Raw genomic sequence first — 14390 nt, 5'->3', positions numbered from 1 at the left:
GTCCCCCAGACCCCCCCCCCCCCCGGGGGGGGGGCCCCCGCCCCCCCGCCCCCCCCCCGCCACCACCACGCCGCGCTCCGCCCAGCGCGGCGGCTCCAGTGGCGAAGGCGCGCTGCGCTCATCGCCCCGTGGCTGGGCGGGCTGCTGGGCGCTCCAGTCCCGCTCCTGCTCCGGCTGTCGTACGAGGGCTACGCCCTCTTCCACCTCCGTGTCCCGCGGCACTGACCGCGTGAAAATCCGCGTGCATACGCGTTGAAGGCCTGGGTATACGGCTGATCGTCGGTCAGCGGGCCGGCTGACACGAGGCCGACACAGTGGGAGGGGCACATCATGGCGACGGCGGTGCGGACTACCGGACAGACGGTGAGCATGCCGGAGATCACCGACCCGGCCCAGGTGGCTCCCAAAGACGCGCGGGAGTTGTCGAAGCTGTTCTTCGAGCAGCTCGCGGTGCTGGAAGAAGGCACGCCCGAGTACCAGTACGCGCGCAACACGCTGATCGAGATGAACATCTCCCTGGTCCGTTACGCGGCCGGCCGGTTCCGCAGCCGTGGCCAGGAGGAGATGGAGGACATCGTCCAGGTCGGCGTGATCGGTCTGATCAAGGCGATCGACCGGTTCGAGCTGTCCCGTGAGGTGGAGTTCACCTCCTTTGCCGTCCCCTACATAGTCGGTGAGATCAAGCGGTTCTTCCGTGACACGTCCTGGGCCGTGCACGTGCCTCGCCGGTTGCAGGAGGCGCGCGTGCAACTGGCTCGCGCAAGCGAGGAGTTGAGCAGCCGCCTGGGCCGGACGCCGACCACCAGGGAACTGTCCGAGCTGATGAGCCTGCCCGAGGAGGAGATCGTCGAGGCCCGACTGGCCTCGAACGGCTACACGTCGGCTTCGCTGGACGCGGCGATCGGCGGCAGCGAGGACGGCGAGTGCGTACTCGCGGACTTCATCGGCAAGCAGGACCCGGCGCTCGGTCTGGTCGAGGACTTCCATGCCCTCGCGCCGATGATCGCCGAGCTCGACGAACGTGACCGCAAGATCATCCACTGGCGCTTCGTCGAGGAGCTCACGCAGGCCCAGATCGCAGAACACCTCGGCGTCTCCCAGATGCACGTCTCCCGCCTGATCACCCGCCTCCTGACCCGCCTGCGTGAGGGCATGCTCAGTAGCCACTGAACGCCGGGGCCTGCGCTTGTCCCGGACATAGACGTTGAGAACGAAACGCAGGGAAAGCGTAGGTCGCCATCCGGCAACTCGGAGGTCGAGCATGCGGGGGAGTGGCAGTCGCTGCCGGCAGCTCTTGCGGGGCACTCGCTGCAAGGAGTGGATTCAGTTCGACAACCCCCCCGCCACCCTCATGGGGGCCGGGTAGGCACAGGACAAGCCATAGCCGGCATGTGCGGTTGCGCCGCGTGCTCCGCCATCTCCGCGGGTATTTTCCACGGCCGTGGCATCTACAAGGTCCGCCAGGGCGGCCGGGGGGTATGGGTATAGCCCGAAGCGCCAACTTCGGTGCCGGCGGCAAGGGCTTCCGCTACGCCGGGAAATTCCGGAACGAGCCTTGAGTGTCGGGTGCGGCTGATCGACGGGCATCCGCAAGGCGCGCGAGTCGTGCCGTCGCCTCCTTGACACCTGAAAAGGCCTGCCGCCGCCTCCCGTTGTTGTGCAGCAGGTTGGTCGCTGTGGCGGGGATGACGTTTGGCTGCAGGTATACGCGAGCCCGGCCCGGATCGAGTGATCCTGGCCAGGGCCGCGACGGGTCTACGGGTCAGTGGGCCGTGTCGGCGAACATGCCGGGCTGATAGTCGCCGCCGCGCTGGCGGACGATGACGCCCATGCGGTTAGTGGCGTTGATCAGGGCGATGAGCATCACCAGGTCGGACAGCTGATCCTCGTCGTAATGCTGGGCGGCGCTCGCCCATGCGTCGTCGGTGACGCCGCCGGCGGCATCGGCGATGCGGGTGCCCTGTTCGGCCAGCTCCAGGGCGGCGCGTTCGGCGTCGGTGAAGACAGTGGACGCCCGCCAGGCCGCGACGAGGTTGATGCGGGTCACGCTCTCTCCGGCGTGTGCGGCGTTCTTGCTCCACACGTCGGTGGCGTAGCCGCAGCCGTTGATCTGGCTCGCGCGCAGCACCACCAGCTTCTGCGTCGTGGCCGGCAGCGTGGACTCCTCCAGGATCGTCTTGCTCGCCTTTCCGAAGTACCCGGCAGCTTTGGCAGTGGTCGTGGTCGGATTGCCGAAGAGGTTCAAACGTGCGGTCATGGCGTGCTCCTTGGTGTTGGTGGCGTCGAGACCTCGGTGGCTCGCGTCCGGCGATGCCCTTTCGGGACGACGTGGTCAGGACGGGTTGCTCGGATGGCCGGTCTCGTTCGGCGCCGTCCGGCGCTGTGAGGGGCGATCAGCTGTGCGTCAGCGGCGTGGGCGCTGTGCCCGGTGGGGCACGGCTGCCTCGGGGGGTGCGGGTCACGGCGCGGTCTTGCGCGGGTCCGCGGTGATGAACAGGGCGGCCAGGATCGCGGTGCCGAGCATGATGCCCAGTGCCCAGGTCGCGGCCGTGGCGTAGCCGTGCACAGTGGCGTCCCGGACGACGTCTGCGCCGTGGTGGCCGGCCAGGTAAGTGCTGGTGGCGCCAGCCGCGATGGTGTTGAGCAGCGCGGTGCCGATCGAAGCGCCCGCCTGCTGGGCGGTGTTGACGGTCGCGGAGGCGATACCGGCGTCATGGGCGGCGACTCCGCTGGTGGCCGTCGCGACCGCCGGGCCGAACAGTGTGCCGATGCCGAGTCCAAGCAACAGCTCCGCGGGCAGGATCCCGGCGGTGTAGGAGCTGTGCGGGGTGAGCTGGGTGAGGAGGGTGAGCGAGCCGGCCGCGCTGAGCAGTCCGGGCACGATCAGCAGCCGGGGCGGCAGTCTGGGGAGCAGCCGGCCGGACAGCTGGGTCGCCGCCACCACGTTCATGGCGACCAACGGGAGCATGGCGAGGCCGGTCCTGACCGCGGAGTAGCCCATCACGGATTGCAGTTGGTAGGTGAGAAAGAGAAAGACCCCGAACAGTCCGAGCGTGGCCAGCGCGACGGTGGCGAGGGCCGCGCCCCGGTTGCGGTCGGTCAGGATCCGCAGCGGAAGCAGTGGGGCACGCAGCCTGGCCTGTGCGATCCCGAACGTCAGGAGCAGGGCTGCGCCCAGGCACAGGCACAGGAAGACCCGGGATGTGTGCCATCCGCGCTCGCCGGCCTCGGAGAACCCGTAGACCAGAGCGGCGATGCCGCCGCAGCCGGTGAGCGCTCCGAGGACATCGATCCGCGCGTCGGTACGGCCGGGCGGATCGGGCAGCGCGGCCATGGCGCCGAGCGCGGCCAGCAAGGCGATGGGAATGTTGACGTACATGCACCAGCGCCAGTCGAGGTAGCTGGTGATCAGCCCGCCGCCGACCAGGCCGAGCCCGCCGCCCGCGGTCAGCACCCCGCTGTAGATCCCGATGGCCCTGGCCCGTTCCGCCGGTCCGGGGAACACCGCCATCAGGAGCGCGAGGGTCGAGGGGGCCAGCAGCGCTGCGAAGACGCCCTGTCCGGCACGGGCGGCGACCAGCATCCAGCCGGAGTCCGCCATCCCGCCGAGACCGGAGGCGACGGCGAAGCCGATGGTGCCGGCGAGCAGGGTGCGTTTACGGCCCAGCCGGTCGGCGATGCGGCCGCCCAGGAGCAGTAGCCCGCCGAAGGTCAGGGTGTAGGCCGTGATGACCCACTGCCGGCTCGCGTCGGACATGGCCAGATCCTGTTGGGCGGTGGGCAGCGCGATCGTCACGATGGTCGTGTCCAGCACGATCATCAGCTGGGCGATCGCGATGACCATCAACCCCCACCAGCGGCGCGCATGCAGCCGGGCCGGATCGCCACTCCACGTGCTCTCCGTCTTCTTGCCTGTTTTGCTCAGCATGGTGCCCCCCTTGGTGAAGACATGCTTCGGCACTCGCATTCATTACCTGCCGACAGGTAAAGTTGACGGCGAGATGAAGCTAGCCCATTGCTTGCCGATCGGCAAGCAATGGAGAGGGGCCCTTTGCGGGTCTGTCCACGGGCCGGCTGAGATGACGGCAACGAAGGGACTTCCATGGCAGGCCGCCGCACCAACACCCGTGAGCGCGCCCAGCGCGTAGCCCTGCAGCTCTTCAGCGAGCACGGGTATGAAGGCACCTCGCTGCGCATGATCGCGGAGGCGCTGAGCATCACGAAGGCGGCCCTTTACTACCACTACAAGTCGAAGGAGGAGATCCTCGCTGCTGTACTGGCCGACTTCTCCGCCGCGGTCGCCGAACTCACCGACTGGGGCAAGCAGCAGCCCGCAGGACCCGAGACCCGGCGCGAACTCCTGCGCCGATACGCCGAGTTGTCAGCCGGTGGCATCACGGCCGCGGCCCGCTTCGCGCAGGACAACGCACCGGCGCTGCGCAACCAGCCGCTCGCGGCTGAGGTGCAGCAGCATGTCATGACGCTCTTCGAGCTCTTGGCCGGGCCTGGCGCGCTGTCTGGTGACGGCGACCCGGTCGCATCGCTGCGTGTCCGCCTGGCCATCACTGCACTGCATCTGGCCGGCGATGACGCCGATCGAGCGGAAACCGGAGGCTCGGAGCTGATCGATGCGGCGCTCGGCATCGCCTGCGACTTGATCGATCCACCCGCTTCTCAACGGGCGGCCTAGTACCGCAGTTGCGGTGCTCTGCCCGTCCTGGCCAACGACCTGACCTCGATTCAGCCGGCTGAAGGACCTTGATGCCCGCAGAGCCCGCCGCAGCACGAGGGCGGGGTACGGCGGCGGCCGGCCCCAGGTCGAGGTGCTTGTCCATGTCCAGGCGGAAGGCACCGTACGGGTTGACGTTGGATACCAGAACAGCGAGGTCAGGCCGCGCCGGTCCTCGTCGCTGAGCTTCTTCGCCCACGCAGGTTCGGCCAGGACCTGCTGGAGGAGGAGGGTATTGACGGGCGCGAGCGCGGACTGGAGCGGGTGCAGGGTGAGCATCGAGGTCTCGGCATGCTCCTTGTCCGGGCTGGTCAGAGCGCCGGGTGCGTGGGGCCGCCGCGGGTGAAGCGCCGCAGCACCTGCTCCGCCTCCGCCGTTCCGAGCCGGAGTGCGGTCGCGTACTTCACCATCTGGTCGTGCTGCTGCTCGATCAGCTCCCAGCGGATCGGCCGCGTCAGTGAAGCGCCGAGCGCAGGCCAACTGGGCGGGGTGTCGTCCGGGCGGTACGGGCGGATGCTGCCGATGTTCTTCAGCCGGGGCAGCAGGCGGAAGTTGAGCAGTTCGGTGAAGACGAACCCGACCACCGAGGCGCCTTGGATGTCGACGTAGTTCGACTCGATCTCGGCGTCCGTGCAGTGCCGCAGCAGGCCCTAGACCATCGCAGCTCCTCGCCTGCACGCGTAAATGCTCGCGCTCTTTTGAGCGTCTAACGGCGGGCGCTCCTCCTGTAACGCTCTGCCGCGGGTGGTCAATATCTATGGCCGTGAGGTGAGAGTTTGACTCGTCACGCGGAAAGTGTTTTTGCCGCAATCAGTAGGACGGAGTCATTTGCCGTACTTGGCCCGCCACATCATGCTACTGTCGATCTCAGTTGCAGTTGTGGTTCCCAAAAACTTCAAGCGTCTTCGCCGGATTGTCAGCCGCTGGCGGCGCTTTCGTATGGCCGGTCGTTTTTTCCGGACGGGGCATCATCGCGGCGACCCGGTATCCGCGCATCGCGGGTCCCGGCGTACTGCCCAAGAGGAGATGACATGGCATCAGGTACTGTGAAGTGGTTCAACTCGGCCAAGGGCTTCGGCTTCATCGAGCAGGACGGTGGCGGCGCCGACGTGTTCGCCCACTTCTCGAACATCGCCGCCCAGGGCTTCCGGGAGCTGCTCGAAGGCCAGAAGGTCACCTTCGACATCGCGGCGGGCCAGAAAGGCCCGACGGCCGAGAACATCGTCCTCGCCTGACGCTGACGCGCACTTCGTAGCTGGGGCCCGCATCCCTCGGGGTGCGGGCCCCAGCTGCGGACATTTCCCGCAGTGGTGCGACCTGTGGGACGAGAAGCGCCCGCACTCCCGCGTCCAGTGACGCGTATCGTCCAAGGCGCAACCGGTAGGCGTCCGGCGTCCGGAACTCAACGCTCAATATGGCGTCAGAAGTTCCGTCGATGCAACCACGCCCGATCCACTGCACTCTCCAGATTTCTTTTTCGTATTCCATTCGGTCCGTTCTTGAGATTCCCCGCGCTGCTTCCGCTGCGGGAATTCCTTGATACGTGCCGTATCAAGGAAGGTTCACCATGAACTATGCACGGACCAATGACCGTTCTTCCCGCCGCAACCGCGGCGAGGGTTCCGCTTTCGGTGGCGGCGCCGGTTCGAAGCGGGGCAGCCGTTCCGGATCGTCCGCTCCGAGCCGTTCGAGCGGTCCGAGCCGTTCGGGCGGCTACGGCCGGCGGCCCGCAGCGGTCCAGGGGGAGTTCGCCCTGCCGGAGACGATCACTCCCGCGCTGCCCGCGGTCGAGGCGTTCGCCGACCTCGACATGCCCAAGCAGCTGCTGGCCGCGCTGACCGCGCAAGGCGTGAGCATCCCGTTCCCGATCCAGGGCGCGACCCTGCCCAACACCCTCGCGGGCCGCGACGCACTGGGCCGTGGGCGGACCGGCTCCGGCAAGACCCTGGCCTTCGGCCTGGCCCTGCTGGCCCGTACCGCCGGACAGCGCGCCGAGCCCCGCCAGCCGCTGGCTCTGGTTCTCGTGCCGACGCGTGAGCTGGCCCAGCAGGTGACCGACGCGCTCACCCCCTACGCCCGCTCGGTGCAGCTGCGTCTCGCCACGGTCGTCGGCGGAATGTCGATCGGCAAGCAGGCCAACGCGCTGCGCACCGGAGCCGAGGTCGTCGTCGCGACGCCGGGCCGGCTCAAGGACCTCATCGACCGCGGTGACTGCCGGCTGAACCAGGTCGCGATCACCGTCCTCGACGAGGCGGACCAGATGGCCGACATGGGCTTCATGCCCCAGGTCACCGCGCTCCTGGACCAGGTCCGCCCCGAGGGTCAGCGGATGCTGTTCTCCGCCACCCTCGACCGCAACGTCGACCGCCTGGTCCGCCGCTACCTCACCGACCCCGTCGTCCACTCCGTCGACCCGTCCGCGGGTGCGGTCACCACGATGGAGCACCACGTGCTGCACGTCCACGGTGCGGACAAGCACTGGACGACGACGCAGATCGCGGCGCGCGAGGGCCGGGTGATCATGTTCCTGGACACCAAGCACGCCGTCGACCGGTTGACGCAGGACCTGCTGAACAGCGGCGTCCGGGCCGCCGCCCTGCACGGCGGCAAGTCCCAGCCGCAGCGCACCCGCACCCTGACCCAGTTCAAGACCGGGCACGTCACCGTGCTCGTGGCCACGAACGTCGCCGCCCGCGGCATCCACGTCGACAACCTCGACCTGGTCGTCAACGTCGACCCGCCGACCGACCACAAGGACTACCTGCACCGCGGCGGACGTACCGCGCGCGCCGGCGAGTCCGGCCGGGTCGTCACCCTCGTCACCCCCAACCAGCGCCGCGACATGAGCCGCCTCATGACCGCCGCCGGCATCGTGCCCGAGACCACCCAGGTCCGCTCCGGCGAAGAGGCACTCGGCCGGATCACCGGCGCCCAGACACCCTCCGGCATCCCCGTGACGATCACCGCGCCGGTCGCCGAGCGGCGTCCGCGCAGCACGTCGTCGTCACGCGGCCGTCGCAGCCCCGCCTCGGCTGCCCGGCGCAGGACCGGCCGACAGTCGTCGTTCAACGCGGCGGCGTAGCGACTCCGTGTTCAGGTTCAGGAAACTGGTCCACCTCTGCAGGAGGCACGTTTTGACGATGGTTCAGATGCAGCCCCGCTCGACGGATGCCGCCGCCGTACCCAGGACGGTGGCCGACGCCCTGGACACCGCCGCACCGCAGGTCTGCGACGACATGACCGTCGAGGTGGCCCTGTCCGTCATGGCGAGCGCCCGCACCGGGTACTTGATCGTCTGCGACAACGACGGCGTGTGCACCCAGATTCTCACCCATGCCCAGCTGGCCGCGGTCCGCGACAGCTCCGTGTACACGGACCGCGTCCAGTTGCGGGATATCCTCGTCGACAACGCCCTGGGCGTTCTCACCTTGGCCCGCTGAACCGCCTCGACCGCGGCACAACCGTCCCCTCGTCCTTCTCCCCTGTGAGGCATCATGCGCTGTGTCATCGCCCGCTTTCCCTTCGACCTCACCAAGAGCGGCGTCCTGGAATCGATGAAGGGCGTCAAGCCTGAGGAAGTCTCCGGGGCGTCCGTGATCGTCGGTCGTCGCACCTACCCCGTCAAGCAGGTCGGGCAGGTCGTCACCCGCCAGGACCCCCGCGACTTCAGCGCCGGCGAGGTCCTGCGGGCCATGACGCAGCTCGGCTTCACCTGCCGCGTTTCCCAACCCGCTGCACCCACGCGCCCGGTCAGCGCGCTCCAGGAGGCTTCCGCGCTGCTCGGGGCCCCCGCGGCAGAGTGACCGACGAGCGGTCGGGGGTCACCGTTGCACGCTTCAGCAGCTGAGCGTCAGGGCCGGAAGTGCGCCGCGCAATGTGGGGTCCGGCTGCGGTGTGTCTCCGGGGGTGGAGGCAGACGTTGCCCGGATGGGCCTTGATGTCGGCCAGCAACGACCGGGTGCCCCTCTCGCTCCCTTGCCTCGGCCTCGTTCATCAGGGACTGGAAACGGAGCATCCGCCCACCGCGTCAGTTCCCGCCCCTGCTCAGCCGGTCCGCAGCGTCGCAGCAGCCTTGTAGGTGCGCAGCACCGGCGCGGTCTCGATCCGCGTGATCGCGTCCAACGCCACCTTCCTGGTCAGGTAATGGTGCAGCTCCTCGGCGTCCCGGCACAGCGCGTGCGCTACCAGGTTCGTCGGACCCGTTGTCGCCGCGACCACCGCCAGTTCCTCGTGCCGGGCCAGCGCGGTGGCGACGTCGTCCAGGTGCGCGGGCGGTACCTGCATCCACAGCAGCGCTGAGACGGTGACACCCAGCAGCACCGGGTCGACGTCCACATCGAAGAACAACGCGCCGCGCGCACGCAGTTCGGTGAGCCTGCGGGCCACCGTGGACGCGGTCGAGCCGGTCGCGGTGGCAAGGTCGGCGTAGCTGATGCGGGCGTCGTCGCGCAGCGCGTCCAGCAGCAGCCGATCGGCGTCGGTGAGCAGGTACGCGGGCGCCCCCGGTTCCGGCCCGGCTCCTGCCGCCGACTCGTCGTCGTGGGCCGTCGTGTTGGCGTGCGCGCGGGCGGTGTTTGGTCCGGGGCCTGCGCCGCTCTCGGCGCGCAGCCGCGCCTGCTGTACGGCGTCGAGGGCGTCGACACGGCCGCGCCACGCGGTCGGTCCGCCGAAGTAGGTGTGCAGCAAGTAGTGAGCGGAGACCGCGGTGATCCCCGCGGTGCGCGGGATGTCGCGCAGCAGCAGCGCGTGGGCGTCCGGGCCTGCGGGCGTGGTGTGGATGATCGCCACGATTTCGGTGCCGCCGGAGGTCAGCCGTACCCACGACGTGTCTGGGCGGCGCGCGAGCGCGACGGCGATGTCGTGCGCGGTACGCGTCGCGGCGGTCAGCCGCACGAACCACTGGTGGGTGCCGGCGCTGCGAGGTGCGGGCAGCGCGACCACGCGCAGGCCCGCCTGCGCGTACAGGCGGCGATAGCGGCGCACCACGGTCTGCGTGGAGGAGCCGAGTACGTCGGCGATGAGCGTGAACGGCGCCCGCGCATCCACCTGCAGGGCGTGGATCAGGCCGCGGTCCAGGTCATCCACTTCGAGCATATCCACCAAAGTAGCGGGTCTCCATGGAAGTAACCATCGATACCTGGATCCAAAATGGAAGCTCGAGCGGGTGGGGCGGCACGGTGGTCACCGGCCGCCTCACCGGGGCGGACCGCCGTCCCGGACACCGCAGGGGGAGAGAGCATGTCCCGCGCCGCGCACCGCAACACACCCGCCGACCCGCGCCAGAATCCGCCCCAGAGTCCGGGTTGGGACGTGGACCCGCTCCAAGCACCTGCGTCCTCCAGGGCCCTGGCCGCGAGTGAGCCAGAGCCCGAGTGTGTACCTCGGGCCGTGGTGTCGCAGCCCGCGTACCGGTGGCGGTGGCTCGCCCTGGCCGCGGTGCTGGTCGCCGAGGCCATGAACCTCCTCGACGCGACGATCGTCCAGGTCGCCGGTCCCGTCATCCACACCGACCTCGGCGGTGCGAAGGCCGCCATTCCGTGGTTCAGCGCCTCCTATACGCTCGCGTTCGCACTCGGGCTGCTGACCGGCGCCCGGCTGGGCGACATCGCCGGCCGCCGCCGCGTCTTCCGTATCGGCGTCGCCGCGTTCGCCGTCGCCTCGCTGGCGTGCGCGCTCACCCCAACCCCTGAGGCGCTGATCGGGCTGCGCGCGCTGCAGGGCGCCGCCGCGGCGCTGATCATCCCGCAGACGTTCGGGCTGATCCGCGCGATGTTCGACGGCGACGAACTGCCCAAGGCACTCGGCGCCATCGGCCCGGTCATGGGCCTGTCCGCGGTGCTGGGGCCGGTGCTCGGGGGAGTCCTGACGCACGCCGACGTGTTCGGGTCGTCATGGCGGGCGGTCTTCCTCGTCAACCTTCCCCTCGCCGCCGCCGTGTTGGCGATCGCGCCGCGGCTGCGCGAGGACCGGGCCCCGTCCCGCCCGCGCCTGGACCCGGCCGGGACCGTGCTGGCGATGACCGGCACCGCCCTCGTGGTGTGCCCGCTGGCCACCGGAACTCCGGGCCCGGTGGCGTGGGCGACCGCCGCGGCAGGCGCCGCCGTGCTCGCGCTGTTCGTCGCCCACCAGCGCCGCACCGCCCGCCTGGGCCGGGCCCCGTTGATCGAACCGGCGCTGCTGCGCGGCCGCGCATTCCCGGCGGCGCTGGCCACCTCGACGCTGTTCTTCGCCGTCATGAACGCCGTCATGATCACCTTGGTGCTGCACCTTGAACTGGGCCTCGACCGCGGCCCGCTCACCGCGGGCCTGACGCTGCTGCCGTGGTCGACAGGCCTGGCCGCCGGGTCATGGGCCGCGGGCGCCTACCTGGTCCCGCGCTACGGGGCCCGCGTCATGCACGCGGGCATCGCCACCCTCGCCACCGGCCTGGCCGCGGCCGTCCTCGCCTACCGGGCGAGCGCCCCCGACGCGTACCCCGCGGCCCTGCCGTTCGCGCTCGCCATCGGGGGCCTGGGTACCGGCCTGTTCACGCCACCGTTCTTCACCACCGCGCTGCGCGGCGTCGGACCGCAGGAGACCGGCTCCGCCGCGGGGCTCCTCAACGCAGTCCAGCAACTCGGCGGTACGCTCGGCATCGCGGTCGTCGGCGGCATCTACCTTGCCGGCGTATCTGCGCCGCGCGCGGCCGCACAGGGGGCCCTGGCCACCGCTGGGGCGATCCTGTCCGCGACCGCGCTCGCCGCCGCCGCGATGACCTCCAGTCGCGCCACCACCCCTGCGGCGCCAGCAGCGGCCGAGCCCGCGACACCGCCACCGTGGAGGCACACCTGAGGGATGGGTGAGGGACGTGCCGACCGGGGGAGAGCGGTGATCTTGACGTCCTGAGCTCCTCGGGTCCGGCCGGGTCGCGCTTGGCGACCTGCCGGGCGATTCGGCATCGACGCCGGGACGGGCGTACTGCTCCAGGGATCGGACGAAGGCATGTCGGGTGCGGGTCAGCAAAACCGGGGCGGAGATGCCGCCCTCGGGGCGTCGGGGGTGAGCGCGGAATGCCGCAGCCGGTGCAGGGTCCAGCCGCCCAGCTCCTCGATGTCCTCAGGTGCGGCGAGAGGGTTGGCCAGGACCCAGGTGTTGGCAACCGAAGAGGGCCCTGCTCCCGAGATATGTCGTTCCACTGCGGCAACACCTTGACGGGGCGGCAGAGCACGGAAGTTCGGTGAGCCGAACTCGAAGCGGAATTGCAGCTGCCGCTATTCGCTGCTCGATTGGTCCTCCACCGAACCAGCGATCGTCCGTCACGTTGACTACAGGGGGCTAGGGCCTATTTCGAGATCCGGCTCATCTGATCTTGTGACAAGATCGCGGGATGCTACGACTAACCGACTTCATCATCGATTGCCCGGACACGATGAAGCTGGCAGCCTTCTACTCCGAGGTGACGGGGCTCCCGGTCAAGGAGGACAGTAACGAGAACTGGGCCGGTATCCAGTTCGGCGAAGTCGAAATGGCCTTCATTCAGGTGGAGGACTACCGAGCCCCGCAGTGGCCTGACAGCGAGCACCCCAAGCAGTTCCACCTCGACTTCGAAGTCGACGACATCGAGGCCGAACAGCGCCGCGTCCTGGCCCTCGGCGCGACCCTGCAGCGGGACTGCACCGACTCCCACGGCTACGGCTTCCGCGTCTACGCCGACCCCGTCGGCCACCCCTTCTGCTTGTGCCGCAACAAAGGTGTCATCTGGACCGATGAGGACCTGATCTGGCCCAAGCGCGACTAGGTGTATTGACCCGCAGGGGTGTTAACGCGGCTGATCGGGTGTGTCTGTCCGATTAGTGATCACTGACGCGATGTGGGACCGGATCGAGCCGCAGATGTCGGCGGATCCGGTCCGCGGGCCGCGTGGGCCGACCACCGGCGCACTCTTGAGGCCATCGCGTGGAAGTACCGCACCAACTCCCCCTGGCGGGATCTCCCGACGAACTCGGCTCGTTCCAGACCGCTCACAAGCGGCTGACCTGATGGGCCGTCGATGGCACGTGGGAGAGCTCCTCGCTGCCGTCCATGCGGCGCCGGACGCCGATGACGACGTCGACTGGACAGTGTCGATGAACTCCACGGTCGTCCGGGACCACCAGCACGCTGCCGGTGCACTCATGGAGGGGCGGTTCCCTTCCGCGAGCCCCCCGAGAACGTGCTCGGACGCTCCCGCGGCGGGCTGAGTACCAAGGTTCGCCTGGCCGCAGACGGCCCCTCGCCTTCACCGTCACCACAGGCCAAGCAGGTGATGCACCCGCCTTCGGTGCCGATCGGGGCATGCCACGGCCATGAGGGTGCCATCAGGAACGACGTTTCCGGCCGCGCCCAGGGGAGAGGACGCATGAATCCACTGCACTCGCGAAAGTTGTTGAGCATGCGCTGTGCCTCGCTCGCACTCGGGCTGGTAGCCCCGTCCGTGTTCACGACGGCTCTGGCCTCGCCGTCGATCGCCGCGCCGGCACAGACCGCCTCGTACGCGCAGGCGGCGGACGCCAGAATGGAGTGGGAGATCGCGGGCCTGCTGTGCAGATCCCGTTACCGCGGCACGCCGAAGACCATCCAACACCAGTTCGTCGGCGCAGCGATCAACGTGGCCCACATCGACGGCCAAGGTCACCGGCACACCCCGAGCCCGGACCCGCACCACCCACTTCGCAGATGATCGGCGGGCCGAATAAGGCGTTCAGTCCCGGAATTGACCGACAGTTCCCGATTCCCGGTCAGGGCCGCGTGCGTGTGCCGGAGATATCGTGGATGAGGGTTCGCTGGTCAGTAGTCGTCGGGGGCATGGGGTTTGCCGGCCCTTCGAACTCGTCTCGAATCGTCGCTTTGAGCCGTGGGCCGTACTGGCATGATCCCAGGATGACTTCGTCGATATCCGAGTCGTGGGCCCGTATAGAAAGATGGCTCGCCCGGTACACGCCTCGTACGTTTGCTGCGCTTGGACCTCCTGCGGAGTACTCGGCCATTGCCGCGGCCGAACAGGTCATCGGCGAGCCGTTCCCCGAACCCTTGGTGGAGTCCTTGCTTCGGCACAACGGCATGGGCCACCGGGACCTGTTGCCACCCTTCTGGTCCTTACTGGAAGTGGAGAACATCACCAGGGCTTGGCAGACACGCATGAAGATCTACGGAGATGAGCTTGAGGGGAGTGAGGAAGGAGACCCGGAGGGGGAGTACGGGCCGTGGTGGCACGCCCGCTGGATCCCGTTCGCCTTCGACGGTGCAGGGGACTTCCTCATCATCGACCAGCGTCCCCACCGTCGCCGTGGAAGGATCGGCAATGCCGATCACGAAACAGGATGCTCCTTTTCGCCGCACCCCATGTGGGCCTCCCTTCCGGCTCTCCTGGACGAGACAGCCACGGCCCTGGAGACCGGAAAGGCGGTGGATGGCTACCTGCCTGTCGCAGTCGACGAAGACGAACTGGACTGGGACTTCTGATCCTCGGGATCGCTGTGACGGCCTCGGCAACACGGGACTTGGCCGCCGTCGGGTGGCCCCGACTTCATCCCCGGGGATCATCTCCTCCTAGTAGTGCTTCGTTAGGTCTATACGTTTGTGCTGATCAAGAGCATGTTGAAAGTGTGGACACGCATGAAGTGAACCGATTACGGGCGGCGTT

The 14390-nt window shown here is 68.8% G+C and carries 13 protein-coding genes and 2 pseudogenes; 11 read left to right on the top strand and 4 right to left on the bottom strand.

Annotated elements, in window-relative coordinates; genetic code table 11:
* The first annotated feature begins 330 nt into the window (after positions 1-330).
* Positions 331-1170, top strand: a complete 840-nt coding sequence (locus ABZT02_RS45620) for an RNA polymerase sigma factor SigF (RefSeq protein WP_356029280.1) — start codon at positions 331-333, stop codon at positions 1168-1170.
* A gap of 592 nt (positions 1171-1762) precedes the next feature.
* Here ABZT02_RS45620 and ABZT02_RS45615 read toward each other — a convergent pair.
* Positions 1763-2257 (bottom strand): carboxymuconolactone decarboxylase family protein, encoded by a 495-nt coding sequence (locus ABZT02_RS45615; protein ID WP_356029277.1) that lies wholly within the window; start codon positions 2255-2257, stop codon positions 1763-1765.
* A 201-nt stretch (positions 2258-2458) separates the two neighbouring features.
* Positions 2459-3928, bottom strand: a complete 1470-nt coding sequence (locus tag ABZT02_RS45610) for an MFS transporter (protein WP_356029275.1) — start codon at positions 3926-3928, stop codon at positions 2459-2461.
* Between the two features lie 174 nt (positions 3929-4102).
* On the opposite strand from ABZT02_RS45610, the gene ABZT02_RS45605 reads away from it, so the two are divergent.
* The gene (locus ABZT02_RS45605; protein ID WP_356029272.1) at positions 4103-4690 is read left to right on the top strand and encodes a helix-turn-helix domain-containing protein; all 588 of its coding nucleotides are present in this window, start codon (positions 4103-4105) and stop codon (positions 4688-4690) included.
* A 350-nt stretch (positions 4691-5040) separates the two neighbouring features.
* Here ABZT02_RS45605 and ABZT02_RS45600 read toward each other — a convergent pair whose 3' ends face one another.
* A complete protein-coding gene (locus tag ABZT02_RS45600; protein WP_356029283.1) occupies positions 5041-5328 on the bottom strand; it encodes a Tn3 family transposase in 288 nt (95 codons plus the stop codon).
* Positions 5329-5760: 432 nt separating this feature from the next.
* Between ABZT02_RS45600 and ABZT02_RS45595 the strand changes: the two genes are divergently transcribed.
* The 4 genes and pseudogenes from ABZT02_RS45595 to ABZT02_RS45580 all read left to right on the top strand — a co-directional run bounded on the left by ABZT02_RS45595 (position 5761) and on the right by ABZT02_RS45580 (position 8532).
* Positions 5761-5964 (top strand): cold-shock protein, encoded by a 204-nt coding sequence (locus ABZT02_RS45595; protein ID WP_356029270.1) that lies wholly within the window; start codon positions 5761-5763, stop codon positions 5962-5964.
* 332 nt (positions 5965-6296) lie between these two features.
* Complete coding sequence (locus tag ABZT02_RS45590; protein ID WP_356029267.1) at positions 6297-7811, top strand: DEAD/DEAH box helicase; 1515 nt, start codon at positions 6297-6299, stop codon at positions 7809-7811.
* Between the two features lie 52 nt (positions 7812-7863).
* Positions 7864-8133: pseudogene (locus tag ABZT02_RS45585) on the top strand (hypothetical protein); the annotation flags it as partial.
* A 90-nt stretch (positions 8134-8223) separates the two neighbouring features.
* Positions 8224-8532 (top strand): SCO5918 family protein, encoded by a 309-nt coding sequence (locus ABZT02_RS45580; protein WP_356029265.1) that lies wholly within the window; start codon positions 8224-8226, stop codon positions 8530-8532.
* A gap of 241 nt (positions 8533-8773) precedes the next feature.
* On the opposite strand, the gene ABZT02_RS45575 is transcribed toward ABZT02_RS45580, so the two are convergent.
* Complete coding sequence (locus ABZT02_RS45575; protein WP_356029262.1) at positions 8774-9823, bottom strand: Lrp/AsnC family transcriptional regulator; 1050 nt, start codon at positions 9821-9823, stop codon at positions 8774-8776.
* A 294-nt stretch (positions 9824-10117) separates the two neighbouring features.
* Here ABZT02_RS45575 and ABZT02_RS45570 point away from each other — a divergent pair, with 294 nt between their 5' ends.
* The 5 genes and pseudogenes from ABZT02_RS45570 (at position 10118) to ABZT02_RS45550 (ending at position 14209) form a co-directional block, all read left to right on the top strand.
* On the top strand, positions 10118-11560 hold the full coding sequence (locus ABZT02_RS45570; RefSeq protein WP_356029260.1) for an MFS transporter: 1443 nt from the start codon (positions 10118-10120) through the stop codon (positions 11558-11560).
* Between the two features lie 535 nt (positions 11561-12095).
* Complete coding sequence (locus ABZT02_RS45565) at positions 12096-12506, top strand: VOC family protein (RefSeq protein WP_356029257.1); 411 nt, start codon at positions 12096-12098, stop codon at positions 12504-12506.
* A 40-nt stretch (positions 12507-12546) separates the two neighbouring features.
* Positions 12547-13027, top strand: a pseudogene (locus ABZT02_RS45560) (IS5 family transposase); the annotation flags it as partial.
* Between the two features lie 79 nt (positions 13028-13106).
* Entirely contained in the window at positions 13107-13427 is a 321-nt protein-coding gene (locus tag ABZT02_RS45555; RefSeq protein WP_356029255.1) for a hypothetical protein, read from the top strand.
* A 200-nt stretch (positions 13428-13627) separates the two neighbouring features.
* A complete protein-coding gene (locus ABZT02_RS45550) occupies positions 13628-14209 on the top strand; it encodes an SMI1/KNR4 family protein (protein WP_356029252.1) in 582 nt (193 codons plus the stop codon).
* Positions 14210-14390 lie beyond the last annotated feature (181 nt).

Origin of the sequence: Streptomyces sp. NPDC005402, from assembly GCF_040606575.1 — a bacterium.
In the GTDB taxonomy this organism is placed as follows: Bacteria; Actinomycetota; Actinomycetes; order Streptomycetales; family Streptomycetaceae; genus Streptomyces.
Note: the sequence above shows the minus strand (reverse complement) of the source record. Positions and strands in the feature narration are given on the sequence as shown.

Excerpts from the sequence above, each read along its gene's own strand:
- ABZT02_RS45620 (WP_356029280.1), top strand. The coding sequence starts at position 331 with ATGGCGACGGCGGTGCGGACTACCGGACAGACGGTGAGCATGCCGGAG.
- ABZT02_RS45615 (WP_356029277.1), bottom strand. The coding sequence starts at position 2,257 with ATGACCGCACGTTTGAACCTCTTCGGCAATCCGACCACGACCACTGCC.
- ABZT02_RS45610 (WP_356029275.1), bottom strand. The coding sequence starts at position 3,928 with ATGCTGAGCAAAACAGGCAAGAAGACGGAGAGCACGTGGAGTGGCGAT.
- ABZT02_RS45605 (WP_356029272.1), top strand. The coding sequence starts at position 4,103 with ATGGCAGGCCGCCGCACCAACACCCGTGAGCGCGCCCAGCGCGTAGCC.
- ABZT02_RS45595 (WP_356029270.1), top strand. The coding sequence starts at position 5,761 with ATGGCATCAGGTACTGTGAAGTGGTTCAACTCGGCCAAGGGCTTCGGC.
- ABZT02_RS45590 (WP_356029267.1), top strand. The coding sequence starts at position 6,297 with ATGAACTATGCACGGACCAATGACCGTTCTTCCCGCCGCAACCGCGGC.
- ABZT02_RS45580 (WP_356029265.1), top strand. The coding sequence starts at position 8,224 with ATGCGCTGTGTCATCGCCCGCTTTCCCTTCGACCTCACCAAGAGCGGC.
- ABZT02_RS45575 (WP_356029262.1), bottom strand. The coding sequence starts at position 9,823 with ATGCTCGAAGTGGATGACCTGGACCGCGGCCTGATCCACGCCCTGCAG.
- ABZT02_RS45565 (WP_356029257.1), top strand. The coding sequence starts at position 12,096 with ATGCTACGACTAACCGACTTCATCATCGATTGCCCGGACACGATGAAG.
- ABZT02_RS45555 (WP_356029255.1), top strand. The coding sequence starts at position 13,107 with ATGAATCCACTGCACTCGCGAAAGTTGTTGAGCATGCGCTGTGCCTCG.
- ABZT02_RS45550 (WP_356029252.1), top strand. The coding sequence starts at position 13,628 with ATGACTTCGTCGATATCCGAGTCGTGGGCCCGTATAGAAAGATGGCTC.